This window comes from Rhizobium sp. NPDC090275 (genome assembly GCF_044772225.1).
In the GTDB taxonomy this organism is placed as follows: domain Bacteria; phylum Pseudomonadota; class Alphaproteobacteria; order Rhizobiales; family Rhizobiaceae; genus Rhizobium.
This window is the reverse complement of record NZ_JBIVYL010000005.1, coordinates 121,004-146,144: the sequence shown is the minus strand read 5'-3', so window position 1 is coordinate 146,144 and position 25,141 is coordinate 121,004. Positions and strand designations below refer to the sequence as shown.

The window sequence follows — 25,141 nt, the reverse complement described above, 5'->3', positions numbered from 1 at the left end:
CGTATTAAGCCTTGATCGCTTCCTTGAGCGGCTTCACCAGGTCGGTCTTCTCCCAGGAGAACGAACCGTCACGGCCAGCCTTGCGGCCGAAATGGCCGTATGCGGAGGTCTTGGCGTAGATCGGCTTGTTGAGGTCCAGGTGACGACGAATGCCGGTCGGCGACAGGTCCATGGTCTTGCGGATCGCCGCTTCGACCTGGTCTTCCGTCACCTTGTTGCCGGTGCCGTGCAGGTCGACATAGATCGACAGCGGCTGGGCAACGCCGATGGCGTAGGAGATCTGGATCGTGCACTTCTCGGCAAGGCCGGCCGCCACGACGTTCTTGGCGAGGTAGCGAGCGGCGTAGGCTGCCGAACGGTCGACCTTGGTCGTGTCCTTGCCGGAGAATGCGCCGCCGCCATGCGGAGCAGCACCGCCGTAGGTGTCGACGATGATCTTGCGGCCGGTCAGGCCGGCGTCGCCGTCAGGGCCGCCGATGACGAACTTGCCGGTCGGGTTGATGTACCACTTGCAATCGTCGGCGATCGGCAGGTCGCCGAGGGCTTCGCGGATATATGGCTCGACCACGGCGCGAACCTTCTTCGAATCCCAGCTGTCATCGAGGTGCTGCGTGGAGAGAACGATCGAGGCAACCTCGGACGGCTTGCCGTCGACGTAGCGAACGGTGACCTGGCTCTTGGCGTCCGGGCCGAGCTTGGCGGCGTCGCCGTTGCCGGCCTTGCGGGCGGCGGCGAGCAGCTGCAGGATCTTGTGCGAGTAGTAGATCGGCGCCGGCATGAGGTCCGGCGTTTCCTTGCAGGCGTAACCGAACATGATGCCCTGGTCGCCGGCACCTTCGTCGCCCTGCTGGTCGGCGGCGTTGTCGACGCCCTGTGCGATGTCGGCGGACTGCGAGTGCAGGAGAACGTCGATCTTGGCGGTCTTCCAGTGGAAGCCGTCCTGCTCGTAGCCGATGTCCTTGATGGCGCGGCGTGCGGCGGTCTTGAACTTCGACGGGTTGATGACGTCGGCGCCGTTCTTGTCCTTCTTCATCAGGCTCGGCGGCAGGCGAACTTCACCGGCGATGACCACGCGGTTGGTGGTTGCCAGCGTTTCGCATGCGATGCGCACGCCCCAAGGGTTGATGCCGGTCTTGGCGGCTTCGCGGTACACCAGATCCACGATCTCGTCGGAGATACGGTCGCAGACCTTGTCCGGGTGACCTTCAGCTACGGATTCGCTGGTGAAGAGGTAATTGGCACGCATTCCGGGATTCCCCTCAAAGAATAAAAAGCTCGGTAGTGGTACTCAGTTCAGGGTTGAAAAACAAGCGCAGAAGGACATAAATATATCTTTATATCTGCGACGAAGTGACAAATTTTGCCCAAAAAACGCAAAAAAGCGGCCTTTACGACCGCGTTCTCTATTATGACTTATGAGGGATGCTTATTCGGAGTCGGCTTCGGCGGCCAGTGCCTTGACCAGTTCGACGACCTTGCGGCGTACCTTGGGATCGGTGATCTTCACGAAGGCGCGGTTCAGCTGCAGACCTTCCGAGGAAGACAGGAAGTCGACCACGTAGTTGGAGCTGGAGGCTTCCGCCATGCCACCCGCCATGCCAGCGTTCTCGCCGGGTGCATCCTCGAAGAAGAAGGAGACCGGAACGTTCAGAATGCTGGAGATGTTTTGCAGCCGGCTCGCGCCGACGCGGTTGGTGCCTTTTTCGTATTTCTGGATCTGCTGGAATGTAATGCCAAGGCTTTCCCCAAGCTTTTCCTGGCTCATTCCAAGCATAGTCCGGCGAAGGCGAATACGGCTGCCGACGTGAATGTCGATCGGGTTCGGCTTCTTCTTGTTCTCAATCATGGTGCTGCCCTAACAATAATTCTGCCCTTGTTTAAACCGGCACGCCCAAACCCATCCCCAAAACGCCACGTTGCAAAGTGTGATACACTCACCTTGAACCATACGTTAAGAATGCCGATCCTAACCACTATGCAATTTTAGGGGTTTTCGGTCAATTACGCTTGAAAACAAAACCAAAACGCGAAGCCAGTGCAATTGCAAGCAGAAGTGTTTCGATCAACCAGAAGTACGTTTCGCGTGACAGCGGCAGATGGGCCGGAGAGGTGAAACTATCAAGGGTTGCGTCAATAAAGCCGGTCTCATTGAGCGAAAGACCTGCAATAATTTCACCACGGGGGCTGACAAGGGCGGAAATCCCGCTATTGCCGTCGCGAATCAGCGGCAGACCCGTTTCCACGGCCCGAACACGGGCCTGCTGGAAGTGCTGGTAGGGGCCTGGCGTTGCGCCAAACCAGGCATCGTTGGTGATGTTCAAAATGGCTGATGCCGAGCCGATATCGCCGGTCATTTCGCCGGGGAAAATGATCTCGTAGCAGACCAGCGGATAGAGCTTCAGCCCGCTTGGCAGCGTCAGCAGCTGGCGCGTGGCGGCCGCCGAGAAGCCGCCGGGCATCTCCACGATATTCTGAATGCCGAACTCGCTGAGAAGGCTTTCGAACGGCATGTATTCGCCGAACGGCACGAGGTGCACCTTGTCCGAGGCGGCGATGATCTGGCCGCGTCCGTCGATCACGTAGATCGAATTATAGTAGCGCGGCGGATTGCCGGGGCCCATGTCCTCGGCGCGCACGGCGCCGGCAAGCAGCACCTGGTTGTCGTCGAGCGTATCGGCGATCCTTGTCAGCGCATCCTGGTTGTCGGTCAGGATGAACGGGATTGCCGTCTCCGGCCAGACGATGATGTCGGGCTTGCGGCCGCCATCCTTGGGCGCCTCGGCCGAGAGCTTCAGATGCTTCTCGAAGATCGCCGCCCGATCTGCGTCGCTGTCCATCTTGGCGCTCTGGTCGATCATCGGCTGCACGAGACGGATGACGGGGCTCTTGTCGGTAGTGGCGGCAACAGGCTTCGGTGCGCCGTAAAGCACATAGGCGCCATATCCGACATGCGCGGCAAGCAGCAGCAGTGCCAGCGAAATACCGGTTTTGGCGCCCTGCTTGGTGCCGATGAGGGCAGGGGCGGCGAAGACGAAGACCGACAGCGCGGTGATGCCCATGATCCCGATGATATGGGCCGACTGCATCATCACAGGCACCGGCGTCATGCCATAGCCGATGGCATTCCACGGAAAGCCGGTGAAGAGCACGCTGCGCGCCCATTCGAGCAGGCCGAAGCTCGCCGCCAGCGCCGCGATCCGCCCGACCCCGTCGGACCAGAGGATGCGGGCAAGCGCTGTGGCCAGCCCGTAGAAGATCGCAAGCACCGCCGGCAGCCCGAAGATCGCCAGCGGCAGCGCCCAGGCGAATTCCTCGGCATCGATCATCAGCGCATGCCCGAGCCACCAGAGGCCGGCGACGAAGTAACCGAAGCCGAACAGCCAGCCGGTGACGAAGGATGGCCAGAGGCGCCCGATGATGCCGCTGTCGGGTGCGGCCGCGGCACCGTCGATCAGCCAGACCAGAAGCGTGAAGGACACGAACATCGCGGCGAAGAAGCCGATGGGCGGAAGGGCCAGAACGCCGAATGCGCCTGCAAGGATCGCCAGCAGCACTCTCTTGTAGCCCCAGACCAGGATGACCCTGTCGGCAATTCGCTCCATGCGCACCCCACCAATCCGCGAATCAACTGAGGTCGCAGTGTTTCAAAAAAGCCGCCCGTTGTCGTGGTTGGCAGTGATCAGTTTGCCGTCGGCGTCTCGCTCTGCCGCTCGTCGCCGTGGTCGAGACCGATTGCGCCGTCACCATCGCTCTTCGCGCGCCGGCGGATCGCCTGGCGCTTGCGGGTAATCCGCACGCGCTTGATGCGGCGCGGATCGGCGTCGAGAATGTGGAACTCGAAGCCCGGCAGCGCCTGAACGACTTCGCCGCGCACGGGAATGCGTCCGAGTTCGGAGAAGATCAGTCCGCCCAGCGTATCGACTTCGTCGACCTGCTCGGTGATGTCGAAATCCGGCCCGATGGCTTCGGCGATATCCTCAAGCTCGACGCGGGCGTCGGCCACGAACATGTCCTCGGAGACCCGCTTGAACATGACTTCTTCGTCGTCGTGCTCGTCGTCGATATCGCCGACGACCATTTCCACGATGTCCTCATGCGAGGCCAGCCCGTCGGTGCCGCCATATTCGTCGATGACGAGCGCCATCTGCGTGCGGTTCACCTGCATGCGGCGCAGAAGGTCGGAGGCCAGCATCGAGGGCGGCACGAACAGGATCTTGCGGATGATGCCTGCTTCGGAAAGCGTCTTCTGCAGGTCCACGCGGGCAAGGTCGAAGTTCGGCTTGGCCGAGCGCGGTGCCTTCTGCAGGTTCTCCGGCGCGACCTCGACGATCGGCTCGGCGCCCTTGGCGGCCTTGGTCGATCCACGGCGCTTGTTGCGCGCCTGCTTGGCGACGTAGGAGAGCAGATCGCGGATGTGCACCATCCCGCGCGGATCATCCAGCGTTTCGGCATAGACCGGCATGCGCGAGCGGCCGGATTCCTCGAACAGGATCATCAGCTCGCCGATGGTGATTGTCTGGTCCACCGCCTCGATATCGGCGCGCGGCACCATCACGTCGGCAACGCGCACTTCCCGGAAGCGCAGGATGTTGTTGAGCATCGCCTTCTCGTCGGCGGAGAAGGCATCGCCATCGGCCGCGTCGGTCATCAGCGCGTCGGCAAGGTCTTCGCGGATGCGCGAACCCTGCTGTGGCCTCAATATGCGGGCAGCCCGCGACCAGAAGGATTGGGATCGTCCGGACTGCCTGCTACTACTGCCACCCTCGTCGGAGGATGATTGATCGGCGGTGTCCTTGGCCTCGGTGGCCGGTCTCGTCGTAAAGTCGCTCATGGTTCCATTTTAAGGTCTTGACCCTCGTATGGGTCAGATAGGCCGAGTTTCGCCAAAATGCGAGTCTCCAGCCCCTCCATTATCTCGGCTTCGGTATCATTATTATGATCGTAGCCGAAGAGATGCAAGAAGCCGTGCACCATTAGGTGAGTGAGATGGTCGTGGAAGCTCTTTTCGAGTTCGACCGCCTCGCGGGCCACGGTCTCCCTGGCGATGATGATATCGCCAAGCATCGGCCCCGGAACCTTGCCCGGCTGAACCGGGAAGGCGGGGAATGAAAGCACGTTGGTGGGCTTGTCCTTGCCGCGCCATTCCGCGTTGATGTCCTGGATGGAGGCGTCGTCGGTGAAGACCAGCGACACCTCGGGGACCATTTTCGGAAACGGCTGCTTCTCGGTCTCGCGCAGATAGGTCGCGGCCGTCTCAAGCACGCGGTCGGCCAGCGCGTGGAGCGCGTCTTCGGAGGGCCATTCGCCCTCCTCGATGCTGATCTGTATGTCGAGTTCGGCCATCAGTCCTGCTGCGCGGCCTCTGCTGTGTCCGTCAGATAGGTCGCGTCGTAGGCGCGAACGATGCGGCCGACCAGCGGATGGCGCACGACGTCGGTGTCCTTGAAGCGGATGATCGAGATGCCCTCGACACCGTTCAGGAGTTGCAGCGCCTCGACCAGGCCCGACTTGACGCCGCGCGGAAGGTCGATCTGGCTCGGGTCGCCGGTCACGATCATGCGCGAGTTTTCGCCGAGACGGGTTAGGAACATCTTCATCTGCATAGACGTCGTGTTCTGCGCCTCGTCGAGGATGACGGCGGCGTTGGACAGCGTGCGGCCGCGCATGAAGGCCAGCGGCGCGATTTCGATGACGCCTGCGGTGATGGCACGATCGACCTTGTCGGCCGGCATCATGTCGTAGAGCGCGTCGTAAAGCGGGCGCAGATAGGGGTCGACCTTCTCCTTCATGTCGCCGGGCAGGAAGCCGAGGCGCTCGCCGGCTTCGACGGCCGGACGCGAGAGGATGATCTTTTCGACGACGCCGCGCTCCAGAAGCTGGGCGGCGTGGGCAACGGCGAGATAGGTCTTGCCGGTACCGGCAGGGCCACAGCCGAAGACGAGTTCGGACCGCTCGAGTGCGCGCAGATAGGCATCCTGCGTCGGTGTGCGGGCAATGATGGTCTTCTTGCGCGTGGAAACCTGCGCCATCGTCAGCTTGGCCTTCTTCTCCATCGTCGGCAGGCTCAGCTGATCGTCGGCTGCAACGGCCATGCGGATCGCGCCCTCGACGTCGGAGCGTTCCACGCTGCCACCCTTCTGGAGCTTGTCGTAGAGATAGTCCAGCGTGCGGCGCGCCTGATTGGTGGTGACGATGTCACCCGAGATCACCACGGAGTTGCCACGCGCTCGGGCGTCGATATTAAGGCGTTCCTCGAGAAGCTTGAGGTTCTGGTCGAATTGACCAAACAGTTCGCTGGCGAACCGATTGTTTTCGAACGTCAGAATAAAGTGATTGGCGTCGCTCGCGATGCGTGGGTGGCGCGGTGAAGAAGAAACCAATTCTTGTCCGTTCAAGCGGTCGAGCTCCTTGAGTTAGGCACCAGCCTCTACCATCTCGGAAAACAGGCTGTTGGGTCCGGTACCTGTGATTCGCACTTTAATAATGTCACCGATTTGCGATGCTTTTGCATCAACATTCACCGACTGAAGCCAGGGCGAACGGCCGATAAGTTGTTGAGACATGCGACCGGGCTTTTCGAGCAACAGTTCGATGGTCTTCCCGACGCAGGATTCGGCAAATTCCTGCTGCTGCTTCAGGAGAAGCGCCTGCAGGCGTTCGAGCCGTTCTGCCTTGATCTCTTCCGGCACTTGGTCCTTCAGATCAGCGCCGGGCGTACCCGGCCGCGTCGAGTATTTGAACGAGAAGGCCTGCGCATAGCGGACCTTCTCAACGAGTTTTAGTGTATCCTCAAAATCGGCATCTGTCTCCCCCGGAAAACCGACGATGAAGTCGCCCGAGAGCGCGATATCGGGACGCGCGGCGCGGATGCGCTCGACCAGCGTCAGGTACTCGGCAGCGGTGTGGCGGCGGTTCATGGCTTTCAGGATCCGGTCGGAGCCGGCCTGCACCGGAAGATGCAGATAGGGCATCAGCGCTCTGAGATCGCGGTGCGCCTCGATCAGCCGGTCGTCCATGTCGCGCGGATGGCTGGTGGTGTAGCGAAGGCGGGCAAGGCCGGGGATTTCGGCCAGCCGATAAAGCAGGTCGCCCAGCGTCCATTCCTGGCCATCAGGGCCGACGCCGTGCCAGGCATTGACGTTCTGGCCGAGCAGCGTGATCTCGCGCACGCCGCCCTCGACCATCTTCTGCGCTTCCTCGACGATCTGGCTCACCGGCCGCGACACTTCCGAGCCGCGCGTATAGGGTACCACGCAGAAGGTGCAGAACTTGTCGCAGCCTTCCTGCACCGTCAGGAACGCGGTCACGCCGCGCGCCCGGATCTTGGTCTTTTCGGCGATCGGCAGGTGCTCGAACTTGTCTTCCAGCGCATATTCCGTATCGACGATGCGCTGCCCTTCCTTGGCGCGGCGCAGCGCTTCCGGCAGGCGGTGATAGGTCTGCGGCCCGATGACGACGTCGACGGCCGGCGCCCGGCGCAGAATCTCTTCGCCCTCGGCCTGCGCCACGCAACCCGCCACGCCGATCATGAACTCGCGGCCCTCTTTGTTGCGCTCCTTCTTCATGTCGCGCAGCCGCCCCAGCGCCGAGTAAACCTTCTCGGCGGCCTTCTCGCGGATATGACAGGTGTTCAGCAGCACGAGATCGGCCTGCTCCATGTCCTCCGTCGGCTCATAGCCGTCGCGCGCCAGAGCATCGCTCATGCGCGTGGAGTCATAGACGTTCATCTGACAGCCGTAGGTCTTGATGAAAACCTTGCGGCTGTTGCTGCCATCGCGGAGTGTGGTCTCCGGGGCCGGGAGGAGGGCGCTATCCTGGGTCATGCCGGCTATTTAGTGGTTTTTGCGCCGGGAGAAAAGGGCTTGTTATCCCGTCTTCCGGTGGCGTCGAAGTTGGGGAGCCCGATCATGGCATCGGCCCAATCGGCTGCCTCGCTGGCAGGGTTCTCGGCATCGTCGTTCGCCATGCGCTCGATCTCGTTATCGGAGAGCGCCCGGATGCGTGCCCAATCTGTGTTTGCTTCCGCTTTTCGCTTTGCCATGCCAGACGGTTCTCCAGCGTCAGCTTTGAAGTCTGCAAGATTATGCAGATATCGGCAACGGCTTTTACGGCTGGACGTCCCGACCTCTGAGCGCCGCACCCAGCATGGCGCGGATACGGCTGGCGATCGTGGCGCTGACCTGCTTGCGGTTGGTCTCGGCGCTGTAGGAGACGGCTTCGCCGAAGTGGACGTCGACGTCGAAGGCGCCGCAGCGGAGCATGTCTTTGAGGTGCGGCAGCATCTCGACATCGCCGGGCCAGGAGGCGAGCGGGCGGTGGTAGCGGCCCATGGGAAGGCCATGCACGCCGGTATAGGCGACCGCGACGGGCTGCACGATGACGGTGCCGGTGGGTGAAGCGGGGACGGCCATGGCGGCGGCGCCGAACAGCGAGGATTTCACCTCGAGCAACCGGTTGCCATCCGATGTCGTGCCCTCGGGAAACAGCACCACGATCTCGCCGTCGGCCATGCGCGCGGCGATCTCGCTCACCTGGTTGCCGGTGTTGCGCTTTTCCTCGCGCACCACGAACACGCTCTTCTGCAGCTTGGCGAGCGTGCCGAAGATCGGCCAGTCGCGCACCTCGTTCTTGGCGATGAAGGCGACGTCGGCGATCGAGGACAGCACCATGATGTCCATCCACGAGGAATGGTTGGCGCACAGCATCAGCGGCCGATGCGTTTCCATCTGCCCGTGAACGCGAACCCGGATGCCGAGACAGAAGCAGATGATGCGGTGCCAGACGCGTGGCAGCCAGCGGCGCATCTTCCAGTCGTAGCGCAGGGCAAGGAGCTGCCAAGGCATGAGCAGGATGCTGGCGATGAGAATGACGATGCCGGCGAGGGCGACGCGCAGCCAGGCGATCAAATCGAACACTCCGCGGCTGCACGCATGGTATCAGTGATCGTCCTTCTTGAGCGGTATGCCGTAGAGCTCGAGCCGGTGATCCACCAGCGTGAAACCGTGCTCGCGGGCAATCCGCTCCTGCAGCGCCTCGATCTCCGGCGAGCGGAACTCGATGACGACGCCGGTCTTCAGGTCGATCAAGTGATCGTGATGCTCTTCCGGCACCGTCTCGTAGCGCGAACGGCCGTCACGGAAGTCGTGGCGGGCGATGATGCCGGCATCCTCGAACAGCTTGACGGTGCGGTAGACAGTGGAAATCGAGATCTTGGCGTCGACCTTCACCGAGCGGCGGTAGAGCTCCTCGACGTCGGGATGGTCTTCGGATTCCTCGAGAATGCGCGCAATGACCCGGCGCTGCTCCGTCATGCGCATGCCGCGCTCGGTGCAGAGTTCCTCGAGGGTCTTTGCCACATCCGTCATCAGGAGCCTTTCGATAGTCAACGTCTCAAGACGGAACTAGCGAAGAATGCGCTTCATGACAAGCGCCGTGGACACGTCGCCATTGGCGTCCTTGTAGTATCCACGGCGTTCTCCGACCTGGTCGAAACCGAGCTTGCGGTAAAGGCCGAGCGCAGCAGCGTTGCCCTTGTCGACCTCGAGGAAGATGCTTTCGCCGCCGCGCTGCTTTGCCTCGCGCATCGCCGCCTGCATCAGCCGCCATCCGAGACCCGACCGTCCGACCTTCGCCTGCACGGCGATCGTCAGGATCTCGGCCTCGCCAGCAATCTCGCGGGCCAGCACGAAGCCCGGCAGCGGCTTTTTCAGGAAGGCGTTGGTCTGCCGTGCCACGAAGCCGAAGACATTGCCCTGGCTGAGCAGGCTGTAGAACTCGCCATCGCCCCAGGGACGCGCGAAGCGCTCGCCGTGCAGCGTCGAGACCGCATGGCAATCATCGGCATCCATAGGGATGATTTCGAATTCCGGCTTCAGCGACAGATAGGATTCCAGCATCGTCATACTCGCGCAATCGCAAACCCGGCCTGCGGTTTGGCGTCGGGTCCGCGCAGATAAAGTGGCTTCGGCTTTCCGGAAGAGGGGTCGGCGGCAGCGGCAAGGCGCGCCACGATGGAGATGGGGAAATGGTTGGAGTGTTCGCCTGTAGCATCGGGTCGCAGCAAGGGCGTTGCCGAGCCGGTGACGACGCCGTGGAAGGATGCCGCGAAGGCCTGCGCGTCCTCGACGGTCACGGCCCTGGCTTCATCGAGCGGCGTGCCGTCGGCGTCAAAGGCCTGCAGATAAATCTCGTTGCGCTTGGCATCCATGGCGGCCAGCACCTGTCGGCCCGGCGAGCGCTCACGCTCGGCCTCGGCCATGACCGCGAGCGTCGTGATGCCGACGGCGGGCACGCCGAGCGAAAGGGCGAAGCCACGGGCGGCGGCGACGCCGACGCGGATGCCGGTGAATGAGCCCGGACCAATGGTGACGGCAACGCGCTCGACATCGGAGAGCTGAACGCCCGCCTGATCCAGCGCGCGGTCGACTATTCCCATCAGATGCTCTGCATGCCCCTTGCCGATCATGTCCGATGCCTCCCCCAGCACCGTATTCCTGCTGCTGTCATAGACAGAAGCAGCGCAATCCACACCTGCGGTGTCGAGCGCCAGTATGATCATGGCATCTATTTCCGAATAAACCGTTCCTGACCTGTCCATACATCGCAAGACGCCGCGTTTGCACACGCCGCGTCGTCGCGAATGTCGGTTCAGCTCGTCAGACGGCTTCGACTTCCTGAACTTCCGGCACGAAATGGCGCAAAAGGTTCTGGACGCCGTGCTTCAGCGTTGCCGTCGAGGACGGGCAACCCGCGCACGAGCCCTTCATGTTCAGATAGACGGTGCCGTCCTTGAAGCCGCGGAAAGTGATGTCGCCGCCATCCTGGGCAACGGCCGGACGAACGCGCGTCTCAAGCAGTTCCTTGATGGTCAGAACGATCGTCTCGTCGCCTTCGTCGAAGAATTCGCCATCGGCATCGGCTGCTTCACCAAGCACGGAAGAAGCGCCCATAACCGGCTTTCCGGACATGAAATGCTCCATGATTGAGCCGAGGATGGCGGGCTTCAGGTGCTGCCACTCCTGGTCTTCCTTGGAAACGCTGATGAAATCATAGCCGAAATAGACGCCGGTGACGCCGTTGATCTCGAACAGGCGCGCGGCGAGCGGCGAGGCAGCCGCTTCCTCGCGATTGCGGAACTCGGCGGTGCCGCTCTCCATGACGATCTTGCCCGGCAGGAACTTCTGCGTGGAAGGGTTCGGCGTGGCTTCGGTCTGGATAAACATGGTGCTCTCCGTGCGGCAGGCGCGCGCCCGCGACGTATTTAGAATTCTTCAAAAGTAGAAATAAGCCGTTTGGCTGTGCAATTCAAGAGACTGATACTCAGGAAATCGCAATCACGCCAACGCGTCCAGTTCCTCATCGCTCAGTGTATCAGGCAAGACGGTGACGGGGATGGGAAAGGCCGCTCCCCGGCCGGCAACCGACGACACCAGCGGCCCCGGACCTTCCTTGGCGGAGCTTGCGGCGAGCACCAGAATGGCGATGTCGCGGTCATCCTCGATGACGGCGTTGATCTGCTCGGCCGCACCGCCCTCGCGGATGACGATCTCCGGCTCGATGCCGATATTCTCGCGCACCAGCTGGGCGGATTTGGCCACGACCGCTTCGGCTTCCTCGCGAGCTTCCGCCCGCATGATCTCCTCGACCCCCAGCCACTGCTGGAAGTCGCCGTCGGGGATCACATAGACGAGCACTAATCCGCCATTGGAATTCTTGGCGCGCCGGCCGGCATAATGGACGGCGCGTTGGCATTCGGGCGTGTCATCGATCACGGCCATGAACTTGCGGCGGTGACCTTCGAGCCGTGAGAGTCGTTTTGATACCATGAGCGCGACTCTGACACTTGATCCGGGAGATTTGCAAGTCCCCGTTTTGCCGCAAACTGTCCGCTCACCGACAGGTGTTCAGCCGAGGCTATCGGGGTGCTGCAACGAGCCCGTAGAGCAGCATGATTTCCTTCACATGCTCGATGTCGGGCTTGCCGATGACGTTGATCGCCGATGCGATCTCCTCGAAGAACCGCCGGCCGATCAGCCCTGGTGTCATGGTGATCAGCGCGCGTGCGGTTTCCTGGTGCAGGTTCTCATGGGTGTGGACCACGCCGCGCGGAATGAACACAGTGTCGCCGGCCCGCACCTCGCAGCGCTCGCCGTCGACTGTTGTCGTCATCGTTCCGGAGAGACCGAAGATCACTTCGTCGACATCGTCGTGATAATGCGCCGCCGGCACACGCGACTGGTAGGGGACCACGAATTCGAACATGACCATGCTGCCCGCGCTCTGGTCCTCATCGACCAGCAGCCGAACCTCCATCATGCCAATCTGAATGAGGTTCCGGTTGCGCATCTTGGCCTCCTCATGGCTTGGAGGAGAGTACGCCGCAGTCCAGTCTTGGACAAGTGCGGGCCTTCGACAAGTCTGGCCCGTTGATAGGCTCGGGCGGCCGAAGCCGCCCGGCTCAACTTGCTAGTAGAGGAAGCCGACGATGTCGCGGACTTCCTTCATCGTCACTTCGGCGCGGGCGCGTGCCCGCTCGCCGCCATCGCGCAGGATCGCGTCGATATGGCTGGTGTCGGCCATCAGGCGGCGCATCTCGGCGGTGATCGGCGAAAGCACCTTGACCGAGAGGTCGATCAGCGCCGGCTTGAACACCGAGAACTGCTGTCCGCCGAACTCGGCGAGCACTTCGGCCTTCGACTTGTCGGCAAGTGCCGCGTAGATGCCGACGAGGTTGTCGGCCTCCGGGCGACCCTGCAGGCCGTCGAGTTCGCTCGGCAGGCCATCCGGATCGGTCTTGGCCTTGCGGATTTTCTTCGAGATCGCATCCTCGTCGTCCATCAGGTTGATGCGCGACAGATCCGACGGGTCCGACTTCGACATCTTCTTGGTGCCGTCGCGAAGCGACATGACGCGCGGCGCCGGGCCGTCGATCATCGGCTCGACCATCGGGAAGTAGGCATGCACCGGCTCCTTGCCGACGGTGATATCCACCCCGTATCCGGCCTTGCGGATATGCTCGGCGTAATCGAGGTTGAATTTCATCGCGATATCGCGGGCAAGTTCCAGATGCTGCTTCTGGTCGTCGCCGACGGGAACATGCGTTCCGCGATAGACGAGAATGTCGGCGGCCATCAGGCTCGGATAGGCGTAGAGACCGAGCGATGCCTGCTCGCGGTCCTTGCCGGCCTTGTCCTTGAACTGCGTCATGCGGTTCATCCAGCCGATGCGCGCCACGCAGTTGAAGATCCAGGCGAGTTCCGCATGCTGCGGCACGGCCGACTGGTTGAATACGATATGCTTCACCGGATCGATGCCGGAGGCGATGAAGGCGGCGGCGATCGAGCGGATCTGGTTCGGCATGTCCTCATGCACCAGCTGCGCGGTCAGCGCATGCATGTCGACCACGCAATAGATGCAGTCGTTGCCGTCCTGCAGCGCCACGAACTTGCGGATCGCGCCGAGATAGTTGCCGAGATGGAGATTGCCGGTCGGCTGAACGCCCGAAAAGACCAGTTTCTTGAATTCGTTCATCATGTCCTCGATTAGGCTTGTGGAGGGCCCCAGGGCCAACGGCCCATGTTGCTAACGTCGCGGCTTATGCACGTCGGATGGCTTGTGATCAAGGGGTTGTGGTGGTGGCGTGGCGGATGAGATTGGAGGTGTTGCGGTTGGGATCCGGAAATCGTGGGCGGCGGTGTCGGGCGGTGCTTGTGAACGTGATTGTTGTGCCGTGTGATACCCCCCTCTGCCCTGCCGGGCATCTCCCCCACAGGTGGGGAGATTGGCTGGGCTTGCCCGCTCGCTCCTACCTCAACGTTTGGCGAAAACCCCTCCACGAGTCGATCTCCCCCCTTGTGGGGGAGATGCCCGGCAGGGCAGAGGGGGGTATTCCACGGCACAACCTCTCGATCATTCACTTCCCACCCCACATCCCCCAAACACACCCAATCCCCACGCCGCCCGAAAGCCCGTGTCTCCACCATGCACTTCACTCGGACGGGGCGCTGGAAATCACCTCGATTGAGTAAGTAAGATATGGCGCTTCCCAGCGCCCCGTTCGGCGGTTTTTATCCGCGACTTCGATCTCTCTGCCTTTCCGCCCAACTTCGCGGCGGAACCATGTGTGCCTCACAGGCACGTCCGGGCTCAACTCGACCCCCTCTTGCGAGGGATGCCGCCGTCACCGGAGGGAGATCATTTTCCGCGGACCCGGGTCATGAGGTTTTGCGTCTCACCCTCACGCTCCGCGCCGATCCCGCCTCGCCGGCACGCCTGCCGGTGTATCCGATGACGGGACGCCGACAGTGTAGGGCGGGGTTTTCGAGGCGGGGAAAATCGGCGGGCGATTTTTTGTGAACATGCTCCGTCGCTATCGCGGAAAAAGGCAATTCATACTTCATTTTAGGTATCTTGAATGTAGCAATTCGACGTAAAATAAGGCGCCCACCTGATATATTAGGTACATGTTTCCTTAAATTGGCCATTTTTGAGGAGAGTTTTTCCGACCGCAAACGCGAGCGCCGCCGGTTGCGGCGCTCCCAACTGGGGGACGACATGATGCATCCTGCATTCTCAATCGCACTCGCCGGCTTGTTCAGCCTCTCCAGCCTCAATGGCGCCACAGCCCAGAATGTTCGAAAACTCTCGATCGGGCCGCTGAAGAAAAATGAAACGCTCGCCTATAGCCTGCAGACTGTCAGCGTCCGTGCCGGCTGCTTTCCGCCGAAACTGAGGGGCATCCTCACCTATATCGCCGACAAGACCGGCCGCCGCCCGCTGGTCACCTCGGGGCTGAGGGCGCATTCCGGCCGATCGCACTCGCAGCACCGCAATTGTGCCGCCGCCGATATCCGGGTGCCCGGCGTGTCCGACAAGACCATCATCGCCATTGCCGCGCAGGCGCCGGGGATCGGCGGCATCGGCCGTTATTGCAACGGCATCATCCATGTCGATGTCGGCCCGAAGCGCCGCTGGACGCACTGTTAGAGCTGCGCCAGCCGGGGGCGGTTCAGCCGTCGGTCTTGGTAACCGCCGGCTTGCGGTTGAGGTTGCGGCGGATCATGCCGAGGTTCGCGCCGCCGATCAAAAACGCGGTGGCGAAATAGACGACCATCGAGATGCCGATCAGCATGCCGAGCGTGCCGACCTTGGTGGCGAGCGAAGCGCTCGAGGCAAGCCACGGCTCCCAGCGATGCTGGAGATACATGATGACGGCGCCCATGACGGCGGCGGACACGACGAGCAGCGCCGTGCGCCGCGCCAGCGCCCACTCCCATGTCAGGTGGCCGCGTCTGAGCAGCGTGGAGAACAGAAGAACCGTGCTGATCCATCCGGCCGTGGCTTCCGCGACGGCGATACCGGGCGCGCCGAGATAGGGAAACAGTGTGAGCGCGGTGGCGCAATTGACGCCGACGGCGACGGCCGAAAAGCGCATCGGCGTCTTGGTGTCCTCGCGGGCGTAAAAGCCCGGCTGCAGCGCCTTGATCAGCACGAAGGCCGGCAGGCCGATGCCGTAGATCGCCAGGATCGAGCCGACGATCATGGTGTTTTCCTGGTGGAACGCGCCGCGCTCATAGAGCACGCGAATGATCTCGTCGGAGAGGATCCACAGCGCGAAGGCGGCGGGGATCGTCAGAAACATCACGAATTCGATCGAGCGGTTCTGTAGGTTGCCGGCTTCGCGGAGATTCCCGCCCTTCAGCGCCCGCGCAAGCTCCGGCAGAAGCACGACGCCGACGGCGACCCCGACCACGCCGAGCGGCAGCTGGTAGATGCGGTCGGCATATTGCAGGGCCGCGATCGCACCCTCTTTGCTGGAGGCGATCGCCTGGCCGATCATCTGGTTGATCTGCGTGATGCCGCCGGTCACGGCGGCGGGGACGGCAAGGATGAGCAGCCGCTTGACGTTGGGCGTGATCCTCGGGAAGCGGATGCCGATGCTCATGCCCGCATGCAGCACGCCGAAATAGACGACCGCGAGCTGCAGGACACCCGCGACCAAGACGCCCCAGGAGAGATACCAGGCGGTCTGCAGCGGTTCGGCACCAGTGTAGAGCGCGTAGAAGAGCGCGCCGATCATCACGACGTTGAGGAAGACGGGCGCCACGGCGGCGGCGAAGAAGTGATGCAGCGAGTTCAGCATCCCGCTCATCATCGCCGTCAGCGACATGCACATCAGATAGGGGAACATCACCGCCGCCATGCGCACGGTAATCGAGAATTTCTCGGGATCGTCGGTAAAGCCCGGTGCGATGATGAAGCGCACCAGGAGCGGCATCGAGAGCTCCATCACGATGGTGATGAGGAGCAGCACCGAGAACAGTACGCCGAACACTTCCTCGGAGAAACGCTTGGCGCCATCGGTGCCGTTCGCCTCGATCTCCTTGGCGAACAGCGGCACGAAGGCGGCGTTGAACGCGCCTTCGGCAAACAGCCGGCGAAACAGGTTAGGAAAGCGGAAGGCCGCGTAGAACACGTCGGCCATCGGCCCGGTGCCGAGCGCCGCCGCCATCAGCGTTTCGCGGGCGAAACCGAACAACCGGCTGCCCAGCGTGGCGCCGCCGACGGTGGCGAATTTCTTGACGAGGCTCATGCGGACGCTCTCATGACGGTTGTTTCAGACGGATCGGCCGGAACCAGCTCAATCCGCCGTCTCCTGGGTGGGGCCGGGGGTGCGTGGTGTGGCCGCCGGCGCGATCATGCCTGATGGCATGCGCTCGCGCAGCTCGTCCTGCTCTTCCGCGATCACCGCCTTCATCCGGGCGGTGATGTTGGAGCGCTTGCTGTCGCCCGATATCTTCTGGCCGACGAGATCGGTGACGTAGAAGGTGTCGATCACCTTTTCGCCGAAGGTCGTGATCCGCGCCGACTGGATGTCGAGCGAAAGATCCGACAGCACGGCCGTCACCTCGGACAACAGGCCCGGACGGTCGAGGCACTCGACCTCGATGACGGTGAACTTGTTCGACAGGCTGTTGGAGATGTGCACCGATGGCGGAATGAAGAAGGCCTTGCTCTTCTTGCGGTTCTTGGTGCGGGTCGCGATCACCTCGGGCAGCCGCTTACGGCCGGAAAGCACGTCCTCGATCATCCGCCCGATCGTGCCGGCGCGGCGAAGCTCGTCGGCATCGTCCTTGAACTCGCGGCTGACATGGATGGTGTCGAGCGCCCGGCCGTCTGAGGTCGTGAAGATCTGCGCGTCGACGATATTGGCGCCGGCCGCTGCACAAGCGCCGGCGATGACGGCGAGCAGGCGCGGGTGGTCGGGCGAGAGCACGGTGATCTCGGTGATGGCGTGGAAGCTGTCGGTGCGCACCATCGTCGCCAGCGCCTGTCCGGCCTTGTCGGCCTGGCGGATGAAACCGGCATGGCGCACCTGATCTTCCAGCGGCACCGAAAGCAGGTAGGGCTGGTAGTGCAGCTTGCTGTAGATCTTGCGATCCTTCTGGCTCCAGTCTGCAAGCGCGTTGAACAGCGCCTCGGCGGCAACGGCAGCGCGCTCCTTGCGCGATACCTCGGAGAAGCCGCCGGCAAGCAGAAGCTCGGTCTCGTAATAGAGCGTGCGCAAGAGCTGGCCCTTCCAGCCGTTCCACACGCCCGGGCCGACGGCGCGGATGTCGCAGACCGTCAGGATCATCAGCATCTTCAGCCGCTCGAGCGATTGCATGCGGTCGGCGAAATCGGTGATCGTCTTGCGGTCGGTGAGGTCGCGCGTCTGCGCCACCATCGACATGGTCAGGTGTTCCTCGATCAGCCAGACCACGGTGTCCGTCTGCTTGTGCGACAGGCCGAAACGGGCGCAGAGCTTGCGGGCGACGCGGGCGCCGGCGATCGAGTGATCCTCCTGGCGACCCTTGGCGACGTCGTGCAACAGCACCGCCACATAGAGCGCCTCACGATCCTCGATTCCGGGCATCATCTTGTTGGCGAGCGGGTGCAGCTCTTCGGCCTTGCCCTTGTCGATCTCCGAGAGCACGTCGACGCTGCGCAGCAGATGCTCATCCACAGTGTAGTGGTGATACATGTTGAACTGCATCATCGCGACGATCTTGCCGAACTCGGGAATGAAGCGGCCGAGCACGCCGGCCTCGTTCATGCGCCGCAGGATCAGCGCCGGATCGCGCTTCGAGGTCAGGATCGAAAGGAACAGCCGGTTGGCTTCCTCGCTCTCGCGCACGCTGTTGTCGATCAGGCTGAGCGAGCGCGTCACGCGCTTCAGCGCATCCGGATGGAATTCGAGCCCGTTGATATCGGCCACATGGAAGAGCCGGATGATGTTGACGGGATCGCGCTTGAACACATCGGGGCTGGCGAGCGCGATGCGGCCGCGATCCTCCATGAAGTCGGTGCTGCCGGCGATCTTGCGGGTGCGGTGGGTGAAGCGGCTGAACACGCCCGAAAGCCCCGGCGTCGATTTCGCCTGCTGGTCCTCGAGTGCCGCGCAAAGGATGCGCGTCAGGTCGCCGACGTCCTTGGCGACAAGGAAGTAGTGCTTCATGAAGCGCTCGACGGCCGAAAGGCCGGGGCGCGAATGATAGTCGAGTGCCGTTGCGATCTCGCGCTGGATGTCGAAGGACAGCCGTTCCTCGGCCTTGTTGGTGAGGAAGTGCATGTGGCAGCGCACCGCCCAGAGGAAGTCGTCAGCCTTCTCGAACAGACGATATTCGTGCTTGGAGAGAACGCCGAGCGCCACGAGCTCGGCGGTGTCGCGCACGTGGTAGTAATATTTGGAGATCCAGAACAGCGTGTGCAGGTCGCGCAGCCCGCCCTTGCCCTCTTTCACGTTCGGCTCGACGAGATAACGCGTGTCGCCGGCCTTGCGGTGGCGCTCGTCGCGTTCGGCAAGCTTGGCGGCGATGAATTCGGGGCCGGTGCCGGTGACGATTTCCTTGTCGAAGCGGGCCTCGAGCTCGGTCTCCAGCGAACGAAGGCCGCAGATGTAGCGCATCTCCAAGATCGCGGTGCGGATCGTCATGTCGGACTTCGACAGCGCGATGCACTCTTCGATGGTGCGGGTGGCGTGGCCAACCTTGAAGCCCATGTCCCACAGCATGTAGAGGATGAACTCGACCGCCTTGTGCGTCTCTTCCGCCGGCTTCGGCTGGAACAGGAAGAGCAGGTCGATATCAGAGCCCGGCGCCAGCGTGTCGCGGCCATAGCCGCCGACGGCGGTGACCGAGAACTTGTCCTTCTGCTTCGGGAAGACGTGGTCGGTGGAAAATTCGTAGAGAACCGTGATGATCTGGTCCTGCAGCCAGGAAATACGCCGCGCGCATTTCAAGCCGCTACCGTCGGCCGACAGCAGCTCGCGCGCCTTGTTGCGCCCATCCGTGCTGGCCTTCTTGAAGATACCGAGCAGATCGGAGCGCATCGCGTCCGGCCGGTTCTTGTTGGCCTCCACCACGGCGTCGCACTGCTTGCGCAGATAGTCGGTGTCGAGAATGTCGGAGAAATCGATATCGTTCGTCGGCGCCATGCGCTGGGCGGCTTCCTGTTCGCGCGGCGCGGCCATCTGCTGCGCCTCTCGTTTCGTCTGCATGCGCTATAGCCTCTTTGCCCGCTGTTTGACACGGGCTTTCATACTGCAAGAACCTTTAATTTTGGCGAAAAGGTGATCGTGCGCCGAGACGGCGTGCGGGGCAGCCGGCTTTACGCGGCGATCTGCTCGTTGACGGAATAGAGCACCTTGCGGTTTTCGCTGGCGATCTCTTCAAGCATCTCCCTGTCGCATTCGCGGTAGCCCGCCTTGGCGATGGATGCCGTCAGATCCGATATGCGCGAGCAGCAGGCGATGATCTGCAGCAGCCCGAAGGGTGACGCCCAGCCGCGCGGATTGCCGTGTTCGTCGGCAAGGCGAAGCGCCTCGATCGCCGTGAAGATATTGGCGAGCAGCTGCGTTTCGCGAAGCAGGCGGTCCATGAACATGCGCTTACCCCTGCTTCAGTTTCTTCTTGAGATCGTAGAGCGCGTCCAGCGCCTCGCGCGGCGTCATGTCGTCTAGGCTCATGTTCTTCAAGGCCTCGTCGACCTTCGAAGGCCCGCGCGCCATATCCTCGCGCCGCACCGCCACCTGAAACAGCGGCAGGTCGTCGATCAGCTGGCTCGCCGGGTTCTTGCGGTCGGCGTCTTCGAGCCGCGTCAGCACATCACGGGCGCGGGCAACGACCGAGGCCGGCAGGCCGGCAAGCCGCGCCACCTGGATGCCGTAGGAGCGGTCGGCCGCACCGGGGCCAACCTCGTGCAGGAAGATCACGTCTCCGTCCCATTCCTTCACCCGCATCGTCGCGTTGGAAAGCCGCGCCAGCTTCTCCGAGAGAACGGTCAATTCGTGGAAATGCGTGGCGAACAGCCCACGGCAGCGGTTGGCCTCATGCAGATGCTCGACCGATGCCCAGGCGATCGACAGGCCGTCGAAGGTCGCGGTGCCGCGCCCGATCTCGTCGAGGATAACGAGCGACCGGCTGGTCGCCTGGTTGAGGATCGCTGCGGTCTCCACCATCTCGACCATGAAGGTCGAGCGCCCGCGCGCCAGATCGTCGGAAGCGCCGACGCGCGAAAACAGCCGGTCGACGATGCCGATATGCGCGGACGTCGCCGGCACGAAGCAGCCCATCTGCGCGAGAATGGCGATCAGCGCGTTCTGGCGCAGGAAGGTCGATTTACCGCCCATGTTCGGGCCGGTCAGAAGCCAGATCGCGCCATCCTTGCCGTCTCCCTCGGGCGACAGATCGCAATTATTGGCAACGAAGGGGCCGGTGGACTGGCGGCGCAGCGCCTGCTCGACAACAGGATGCCGCCCGCCCTCGATGGCAAACATGGTTGAGCCATCGACCAAAGGCCGGCAATAGGCCTGCTCGTCGGCCAGCAGCGCGAGGCCTGCGGCAACGTCGATGACGGCAAGCGCCCGCGCGCCGGCCTTGATGGTTTCCGCCTCGGCGACGACAGCCGCGCTCATCTGGTCGAAAGCGGCAAGCTCGATCGACAGCGCCTGGTCGGCGGCGTTGGCAATGCGGCTTTCGAGATCGGCAAGCTCGGTCGTGGTGAAGCGCATGGCGTTCGCCATCGTCTGGCGATGGATGAAGCGCGCCTTGGCCTCCGGCGTGTCGGTCATCGGCCCGGCATTGCCCGCCGTCACCTCGATGAAATAGCCGAGCACATTGTTGTGCTTGATCTTCAGCGACTTGATGCCGGTCTCGTCGGCATATTGCAGCTGCAGCCCGGCAATGACCCGGCGCGACTGGTCGCGCAGCGCGCGCACCTCGTCCAACTCTGCGTTGGCGCCGTCGCGCAGGAAACCGCCATCGCGCTTCAAAAGCGGCAGCTCGTCGCCGAGCGTTTCGCTGAGAAGTGCCGCCACCTGATGGGGCAGGGCGATGAGGCCGGCCAGCGCATCCGCCAGTTCCTCGGGCAGCATCGCGGTTTCCAAGAGCCGCGCCACGTCGGTGGCGGCATTCAGCCCCTGCCGGATCGCCGCCAGATCGCGCGGTCCGCCGCGCTCGAGCGCCAGGCGTGACAGCGCGCGCGGCATGTCGGGTACGTGTTTGAGGAGATCGCGCAGGTCGCCCGAGAGCGTGGGCTCCTCGATCAGGAAGCCGATCGAATCCAGCCGCTCGTTGATCCGCGTGGGATCGGTGAGCGGCGACATCAGGCGTTCGGCGAGCAACCGCGCGCCGCCGCCGGTCACTGTGCGGTCGATGGCTTTGAGCAGCGATCCGTTGCGGTCGCCGGAAAGCGTGCGCGCAAGTTCGAGATTGGCGCGCGTCGCCGGGTCGATGAAGAGCGTCGAGGCAGCGCCTTCGCGCTCCGGCTTGCCGAGCGGCGGCCGTTCGGCGATCTGCGTCTTCTCGACATAGGCGACGGCCGCTGCCGCGGCCGCAAGTTCCGAGCGCGAGAAGGTGCCGAAGCCGTCGAGCGTCGAGACGCCGAAATAGCGCGCGATCCGCCCTTCCGCCGTGGCGCTGTCGAACAGCACCGACGGCTGCGGCACGGCGGTGCGCCCCAGCACGTCGAAGACCGGCTTCAGCTCCGGATCATGGAACATCGTATCCGGCACGATCAATTCGCGCGGATCGATCCTCAATATATCGGCAAGCAGCCGCGACGCCTCGGTCTCCGCCAGACGGAAGACGCCGGTGGAAATATCGATCCAGGCAAGCGCCATCAACGGCTCGGAGGCGCCGCGAATGCGGGTCAGCGCCATGAGATAGTTCGATTCCGAAGGCGAAAGCAGCTTTTCCTCGGTGATCGTTCCCGGCGTCACCAGCCGCACGACGTCGCGCTTGACCACCGACTTGCTGCCGCGCTTCTTGGCCTCCGCCGGATCCTCGACCTGCTCGCAGACCGCGACCCGGAAGCCGAGCCCGATCAGTTTCTGCAGATAGTCGTCGGCGGCATGAACCGGCACGCCGCACATCGGGATATCCTGCCCCATATGCTGGCCGCGCTTCGTCAGCGTGATCCCGAGTGCGCGCGAGGCGTCGAGCGCGTCTTCGAAGAACAGCTCGTAGAAATCGCCCATGCGGTAGAACAAGAGCGAATCCGGATTGTTCGCCTTGATCTCGATGAACTGCTCCATCATCGGCGTGGCCGAGGCGCGGCTCTCTTCCGTTGCAAGCTCGGCAGCCGAAAAGGCTTCGTGTCTCAAGGTCATTCGATCGTTCACGGAGGTTCGGTTCATCCCAAAAAAGAGGTGCCAACCCTATCCGCCCGCCGCTATACATGACAACCGCCATTGAGGAAGAGCAAGGCGTCACCCACAAGACGTTGGAGGAAAAATGCCCGATACCGAGAAGAAGCCGCGGCCGGTCACATCAGTCACCGACAACGAAGCCCTTGAGTTTCATGCCATGGGCCGGCCTGGAAAGCTGGAGATCACACCGACCAAGCCGATGGCGACGCAGCGCGATCTGTCGCTTGCCTATTCGCCGGGTGTCGCGGTGCCGGTCAAGGCGATCGCCGCCAACCCGGAAAGTGCCTATGACTACACCACGCGCGGCAACATGGTTGCCGTCATCTCCAACGGCACGGCCATTCTCGGCCTCGGCAATCTCGGCGCGCTGGCGTCGAAGCCGGTCATGGAGGGCAAGTCCGTCCTCTTCAAGCGCTTCGCCGATGTCGACAGCATCGACCTCGAGGTCGATACCGAAAACGTCGACGAGTTCATCAACTGCGTCCGTTTCCTCGGCCCCTCCTTCGGCGGCATCAATCTTGAGGACATCAAGGCGCCGGACTGTTTCATCATCGAGCAGCGCCTGCGCGAGTTGATGGACATTCCCGTTTTTCACGACGACCAGCACGGCACCGCGATCATCGCGGCCGCCGGTCTCATCAACGCGCTGGAGCTGACGGGCCGCGATCTGAAGACCACCAAGCTGGTCTGCAACGGCGCCGGTGCGGCAGCGATCGCCTGCGTCGAGCTCATCAAGGCCATGGGCTTCGCGCCCGAGAATATCGTTCTCTGCGACACCAAGGGGGTCATCTACCAGGGCCGCACCGAGGGCATGAACCAGTGGAAGTCGGCGCACGCGGTCAAGACCAAGGCGCGCACGCTGGAAGAAGCGATGAAGGGCGCCGACGTCGTCTTCGGCCTATCGCAGAAAGGCGCCTTCTCGAAGGATATGATCCTCTCCATGGCCGATCGCCCGATCATCTTCGCCATGGCCAATCCCGACCCCGAGATCACACCCGAGGAAGTGGCCGGCATCCGCGATGACGCGATCATGGCGACCGGACGCTCCGACTATCCGAACCAGGTCAACAACGTCCTGGGCTTTCCCTATATCTTCCGCGGCGCGCTGGATGTCCGCGCCACCACGATCAACGACGAGATGAAGATCGCGGCCGTGAGAGCATTGGCGAGCCTTGCCCGCGAAGATGTTCCCGACGACGTCGCCGCCGCCTACCAGGGCAACCGTCCGCGCTTCGGCCCGCAATACATCATCCCGGTCCCGTTCGATCCGCGCCTGATCTCCGCCATTCCCGTGGCCGTCGCGCAGGCGGCGATCGACAGCGGCGTTGCCCGCCGGGTGATCACGGATATGGCGGGCTATGCCCGTGAACTTTCGGCGCGCCGTGATCCGATCGCCTCGACGCTCGCAAGCCTCTATGAGCGTGTCCGCCGCCGCCCGAAGCGGGTGGTGTTTGCGGAAGCGGAGGAAGAACAGGTCATGCGCGCCGCCATGTCCTACGCCAATCAGGAGCTCGGCACCGCGATCCTGCTCGGCCGCGAGGACCTGATCAAGGCGACGGCAGAGCGTGCCGGTATCGATCTCAACCGCCCCGGCCTGGAGATCGTCAACGCCCGCATCTCGACCCGGGTTGAAGCCTACATCGACTATCTCTACGCCCGCCTGCAGCGCAAAGGCTATCTGCACCGCGATGCCCAGCGCCTGATCCACAACGACCGCAACCACTTCGCGGCCTGCATGGTGGCGCTCGGCGATGCCGATGGCATGGTGACGGGCATCACCCGCAACTACTCGACCGCGCTCGAGGATGTCCGCCGCTGCATCGACGAAAAGCCCGGCCACCGGGTGATCGGCGTGTCGATCGCGCTCTGCCGCGGCCGCACCGTCTTCGTGGCGGACACCGCGGTCCACGACATGCCGTCGGCTGAGGAGCTTGCCGATATCGCGGTCGAGGCCGCCGGCTTCGCGCGCCGCATGGGCTACAATCCGCGCGTCGCCATGCTCGCCTACTCGACCTTCGGCCACCCCTCCGGCGAACGCTCCGAGCGCGTCCGCGAAGCCGTCGCCATCCTCGACCGCCGCCATGTGGATTTCGAGTATGACGGCGAAATGGCCGCGGACGTGGCGCTGAACCGCAAGGCGATGGAGCAATACCCCTTCTGCCGCCTGTCGGGTCCCGCCAACGTGCTGGTCATGCCGGCGTTCCACTCGGCGTCGATTTCGACGAAGATGCTGCAGGAACTCGGCGGCTCCACCGTCATCGGCCCCATCCTCGTCGGCGTCGACAAGGCGGTGCAGATCACCTCGATGGGGGCGAAGGACAGCGACATCGTCAACATGGCCGCGATTGCGGCTTATACGGGGTCGTGAGTTGGGTTTTGAAAAGGTGAGGGTGTGCCGTGTGGCCCCCTCATCTGGCTGCCGCCATCTTCTCCCCGCTGGGGAGAAGGGACTCG

Annotated in this window: 22 protein-coding genes; 2 read left to right on the top strand and 20 right to left on the bottom strand. The window is 63.0% G+C overall.

What is annotated here, in order from left to right:
* Positions 1-4: 4 nt before the first annotated feature.
* The 16 genes from metK to trpS all read right to left on the bottom strand — a co-directional run bounded on the left by metK (position 5) and on the right by trpS (position 13,530).
* The gene (gene metK / locus ACIQUB_RS14520) at positions 5-1,246 is read right to left on the bottom strand and encodes a methionine adenosyltransferase (protein WP_112982010.1); all 1,242 of its coding nucleotides are present in this window, start codon (positions 1,244-1,246) and stop codon (positions 5-7) included.
* Between the two features lie 180 nt (positions 1,247-1,426).
* Entirely contained in the window at positions 1,427-1,846 is a 420-nt protein-coding gene (locus ACIQUB_RS14515) for a helix-turn-helix domain-containing protein (RefSeq protein WP_018898182.1), read from the bottom strand.
* A gap of 151 nt (positions 1,847-1,997) precedes the next feature.
* Positions 1,998-3,602 carry an apolipoprotein N-acyltransferase gene (lnt, locus tag ACIQUB_RS14510; protein WP_113237494.1) on the bottom strand — a complete coding sequence of 535 codons (1,605 nt, stop codon included), beginning with the start codon at positions 3,600-3,602 and terminating at the stop codon, positions 1,998-2,000.
* Between the two features lie 77 nt (positions 3,603-3,679).
* Positions 3,680-4,831: a hemolysin family protein gene (locus ACIQUB_RS14505; RefSeq protein ID WP_047507047.1), complete on the bottom strand. Its 1,152-nt coding sequence runs from the start codon at positions 4,829-4,831 to the stop codon at positions 3,680-3,682.
* Complete coding sequence (gene ybeY / locus ACIQUB_RS14500; RefSeq protein WP_113237495.1) at positions 4,828-5,343, bottom strand: rRNA maturation RNase YbeY; 516 nt, start codon at positions 5,341-5,343, stop codon at positions 4,828-4,830. The genes ACIQUB_RS14505 and ybeY overlap by 4 nt, the downstream gene beginning before the upstream one ends.
* The gene (locus ACIQUB_RS14495) at positions 5,343-6,395 is read right to left on the bottom strand and encodes a PhoH family protein (RefSeq protein ID WP_026282943.1); all 1,053 of its coding nucleotides are present in this window, start codon (positions 6,393-6,395) and stop codon (positions 5,343-5,345) included. The genes ybeY and ACIQUB_RS14495 overlap by 1 nt, the downstream gene beginning before the upstream one ends.
* Before the next feature lie 18 nt (positions 6,396-6,413).
* Positions 6,414-7,823, bottom strand: a complete 1,410-nt coding sequence (gene miaB, locus ACIQUB_RS14490; protein ID WP_113237496.1) for a tRNA (N6-isopentenyl adenosine(37)-C2)-methylthiotransferase MiaB — start codon at positions 7,821-7,823, stop codon at positions 6,414-6,416.
* Between the two features lie 5 nt (positions 7,824-7,828).
* Positions 7,829-8,041, bottom strand: coding sequence for a hypothetical protein (locus ACIQUB_RS14485; protein ID WP_113237497.1), 213 nt, complete (start codon positions 8,039-8,041; stop codon positions 7,829-7,831).
* Positions 8,042-8,105: 64 nt separating this feature from the next.
* Entirely contained in the window at positions 8,106-8,906 is an 801-nt protein-coding gene (locus ACIQUB_RS14480; protein ID WP_113237498.1) for a lysophospholipid acyltransferase family protein, read from the bottom strand.
* Positions 8,907-8,936: 30 nt separating this feature from the next.
* A complete protein-coding gene (locus tag ACIQUB_RS14475) occupies positions 8,937-9,365 on the bottom strand; it encodes a Fur family transcriptional regulator (protein WP_018898190.1) in 429 nt (142 codons plus the stop codon).
* Positions 9,366-9,401: 36 nt separating this feature from the next.
* Entirely contained in the window at positions 9,402-9,902 is a 501-nt protein-coding gene (locus ACIQUB_RS14470) for a GNAT family N-acetyltransferase (RefSeq protein WP_402930388.1), read from the bottom strand.
* Complete coding sequence (gene tsaB / locus ACIQUB_RS14465; RefSeq protein WP_113237499.1) at positions 9,899-10,558, bottom strand: tRNA (adenosine(37)-N6)-threonylcarbamoyltransferase complex dimerization subunit type 1 TsaB; 660 nt, start codon at positions 10,556-10,558, stop codon at positions 9,899-9,901. The genes ACIQUB_RS14470 and tsaB overlap by 4 nt, the downstream gene beginning before the upstream one ends.
* A gap of 97 nt (positions 10,559-10,655) precedes the next feature.
* On the bottom strand, positions 10,656-11,222 hold the full coding sequence (locus tag ACIQUB_RS14460; protein WP_018898193.1) for a NifU family protein: 567 nt from the start codon (positions 11,220-11,222) through the stop codon (positions 10,656-10,658).
* 111 nt (positions 11,223-11,333) lie between these two features.
* Positions 11,334-11,825: a universal stress protein gene (locus ACIQUB_RS14455; RefSeq protein WP_047507053.1), complete on the bottom strand. Its 492-nt coding sequence runs from the start codon at positions 11,823-11,825 to the stop codon at positions 11,334-11,336.
* Between the two features lie 88 nt (positions 11,826-11,913).
* Positions 11,914-12,345: a cupin domain-containing protein gene (locus tag ACIQUB_RS14450; protein ID WP_111561577.1), complete on the bottom strand. Its 432-nt coding sequence runs from the start codon at positions 12,343-12,345 to the stop codon at positions 11,914-11,916.
* Positions 12,346-12,465: 120 nt separating this feature from the next.
* Complete coding sequence (gene trpS / locus ACIQUB_RS14445) at positions 12,466-13,530, bottom strand: tryptophan--tRNA ligase (protein WP_018898196.1); 1,065 nt, start codon at positions 13,528-13,530, stop codon at positions 12,466-12,468.
* 1,026 nt (positions 13,531-14,556) lie between these two features.
* Between trpS and ACIQUB_RS14440 the strand changes: the two genes are divergently transcribed.
* The gene (locus ACIQUB_RS14440; protein ID WP_209189597.1) at positions 14,557-14,985 is read left to right on the top strand and encodes a D-Ala-D-Ala carboxypeptidase family metallohydrolase; all 429 of its coding nucleotides are present in this window, start codon (positions 14,557-14,559) and stop codon (positions 14,983-14,985) included.
* A gap of 22 nt (positions 14,986-15,007) precedes the next feature.
* Here ACIQUB_RS14440 and murJ read toward each other — a convergent pair whose 3' ends face one another.
* The 4 genes from murJ to mutS all read right to left on the bottom strand — a co-directional run bounded on the left by murJ (position 15,008) and on the right by mutS (position 22,648).
* Positions 15,008-16,591 carry a murein biosynthesis integral membrane protein MurJ gene (gene murJ / locus ACIQUB_RS14435; protein ID WP_112943831.1) on the bottom strand — a complete coding sequence of 528 codons (1,584 nt, stop codon included), beginning with the start codon at positions 16,589-16,591 and terminating at the stop codon, positions 15,008-15,010.
* A 48-nt stretch (positions 16,592-16,639) separates the two neighbouring features.
* Positions 16,640-19,537 carry a [protein-PII] uridylyltransferase gene (locus tag ACIQUB_RS14430; RefSeq protein WP_402930384.1) on the bottom strand — a complete coding sequence of 966 codons (2,898 nt, stop codon included), beginning with the start codon at positions 19,535-19,537 and terminating at the stop codon, positions 16,640-16,642.
* 110 nt (positions 19,538-19,647) lie between these two features.
* The gene (locus ACIQUB_RS14425) at positions 19,648-19,923 is read right to left on the bottom strand and encodes a hypothetical protein (RefSeq protein ID WP_047507061.1); all 276 of its coding nucleotides are present in this window, start codon (positions 19,921-19,923) and stop codon (positions 19,648-19,650) included.
* 4 nt (positions 19,924-19,927) lie between these two features.
* On the bottom strand, positions 19,928-22,648 hold the full coding sequence (gene mutS, locus ACIQUB_RS14420) for a DNA mismatch repair protein MutS (RefSeq protein WP_402930381.1): 2,721 nt from the start codon (positions 22,646-22,648) through the stop codon (positions 19,928-19,930).
* Positions 22,649-22,772: 124 nt separating this feature from the next.
* On the opposite strand from mutS, the gene ACIQUB_RS14415 reads away from it, so the two are divergent.
* Positions 22,773-25,055: an NADP-dependent malic enzyme gene (locus ACIQUB_RS14415; protein ID WP_113237505.1), complete on the top strand. Its 2,283-nt coding sequence runs from the start codon at positions 22,773-22,775 to the stop codon at positions 25,053-25,055.
* Positions 25,056-25,141 lie beyond the last annotated feature (86 nt).